This window comes from Granulicella sp. L60, assembly GCF_009765825.1.
In the GTDB taxonomy this organism is placed as follows: Bacteria; Acidobacteriota; Terriglobia; order Terriglobales; family Acidobacteriaceae; genus Edaphobacter.
The window spans coordinates 1-2156 of sequence record NZ_LMUR01000019.1; the positions used below are offsets into that span (position 1 = coordinate 1).

The window sequence follows — 2156 nt, forward strand, 5'->3', positions numbered from 1 at the left end:
GGGAAGAGGGTCCGGGAGAAACCAAAGCGGTTTCTCCCGGCGCGGCGCGGAAGCACCGGTGCCACTCCAAAAGAAAGCCCCGGACGAATCCGGGGCTGAGAAAGCATCGGGGGCATTGCTGCACCCGATGAGGTTAGGCTGCCTTCTGCCTTTTGGCAGGGCTTCTTTTCTGAAGAGTCTTGACGGGCGAGGGCGTCTCTTTTGATTTGCTGGCACTCTTCGACTTGGAAGGCTTCGGTTGTGGTGGAGCGAATACGGCCTCGGCCTCGGACAAGGGGTCGGGTTCGTTTTCGCGGGGGATGCTGACGTGACCGGTAAGGGTGAGACGCAGGCCGAAGCTGATTAGCTTGTCGTCTGCGGTGTTGTCGAGTGCGGCAAGTACGATTTCCTCGTCGCTTTGCTGCGCGTTTTCGTCGTTCCCGGCGAAGTGGCTGGCTACCTCCTCAAGGAAGCTGTAGGGGTCGATGTGGACGAGCAAGCGCAGGAAAGTGCGGAGCTGCGCGGCGGTGAACATGGCCGGGGCGCTGTCAAGGATGCGGTCGAAGGTAGCTGTCCGTGCCTTGTTCAACTTCTCTCGCCGTTTCTGCTCGGCCTCGTACTCCTTCAGCTGCTTCTCGGATTGGGATTTGCGTTCTTCGTCACGGCGCTGCTGTTCGGCCTCATGCTCCTTGCGACGCTGCTCATATTCGGCTCTGCGCTGCTCGGCTTCCTCCTCCGTCTCTTCGTTGGGCGCTTCCTCCATGACAGGGGCCGGGTGCTCGGTTTCCTGTCTTGCCTGACGTGCGACCTCTTGCGGGTCGTGTACGGGGCAGTTGGCATCGGTGCAGACAGTGATGGTCTTTCCCGCATGGCGTCCGAAGACGATCAGCGCGGATTTGGTGTTGGGGCATGGCGGCTCGGCGTCCGGATTGTCGGGCGTGTCGAGTTCGCGGTAGGAGTGCTTTGCGAGGGTGCCGGGGCGCTGTTCCTTGGCAGGTCGCCACGTCGTTTCGATCTGTACAAGTTGCGGCCGTGCGGCAAGCTCGCGGTCGATATGTGCTGCTACTTTGGTTTGATAGCAAAGTCCGTCTAGGCACTGGTCACCCTGCACGTCGGAAAAGAGAGATGTGTTGAAACCGCTGCGGCGCGGGCAGGCGACGCAAGCACCGGCGGCGGGGTTGAGGCCGACATCCTCACGATCGAACGGAGCATCGGCCAGAGCGAGATAGAGGTTCGTTTCGATCCAAGCGGACAGATGCTTGGCAGGGAGAAGATGGGGCTCCTTGTCCTGCCAGTCCTTACGCCAGCACTGTTCATAGGCTGCAGCTTGGTGTTCCTGTGGCAGACGTGCAAGCAAATTGGCATGGCTGGCCGTGATGCGTTCCTGCACGAACGCTTCGGCCACGTCGGGAATGAGTTGCAAAAGCGACAGACGGGCGTAGATGTGCGATGCACTCTTCCCTGACTTCAAGACGAGCGCGGCCACGTCATAGCCGGGCATGTCGAGCAATCGTTGAAAGCCCTGTGCCTCTTCATACGGATGCACGTCCACACGTTGAGAATTTTCAACGAGCTGCCACTCCATCGCGGCGGTGTCGTCTAGTTCGACGATGCGGGCCGGTATGGAGAAGAGTTCGGCAAGCTGCGAGGCACGGAAGCGCCTTGCTCCTGCGACGATCTCAAAGCCGCTTGCGTTGGGCCGCACGGTGACGGGCTGAATGAGACCGTGTTGCCGGATAGACTCGGCAAGCTCCTCCAATTTCGTTTGGTCGAAGGTGAGGCGTGGGTTGGTGGTGGACTCGTGAATCTGGTCGATGGCGATGTACTGGAATGCGCTCGAATCTTGCATGATGCCCTCCTTGGGCGTGGTTGTGCTGCGAGGCTGTGAAGTTGTGGAGCGGATACGCTGCCTGTCTCCGCTCCGTGGGCGGGGAACTTGGGCTATCCGCATATATGCTTGTGCGGATCGAAGGCTTCAGGAAATCCCTGCATGCTCAGGTTGTTGTCCCATGCTTCTGCAAAGCGGACGTGCTGCTCGTGCAACTGAACGAGATACACATAGTGGTCGCGGACGATGTTGCGGCTCCACTGCTCGACGGCAACGTAATCGTTGCGCCAATACTGTGTGAAGCGCCGGATTATGTGAAGCGGAGTCTCACCACATGGCTCAGGCGCAG

Annotated in this window: 1 protein-coding gene and 1 pseudogene; both read right to left on the reverse strand. The window is 59.8% G+C overall.

Annotated features, from left to right (window positions below):
* Window positions 1–133: 133 nt before the first annotated feature.
* A complete protein-coding gene (locus tag GSQ82_RS18475) occupies window positions 134–1828 on the reverse strand; it encodes a ParB/RepB/Spo0J family partition protein (protein WP_158793790.1) in 1695 nt (564 codons plus the stop codon).
* A 92-nt stretch (window positions 1829–1920) separates the two neighbouring features.
* A pseudogene (locus tag GSQ82_RS18480) lies at window positions 1921–2156 on the reverse strand (hypothetical protein); the annotation flags it as partial.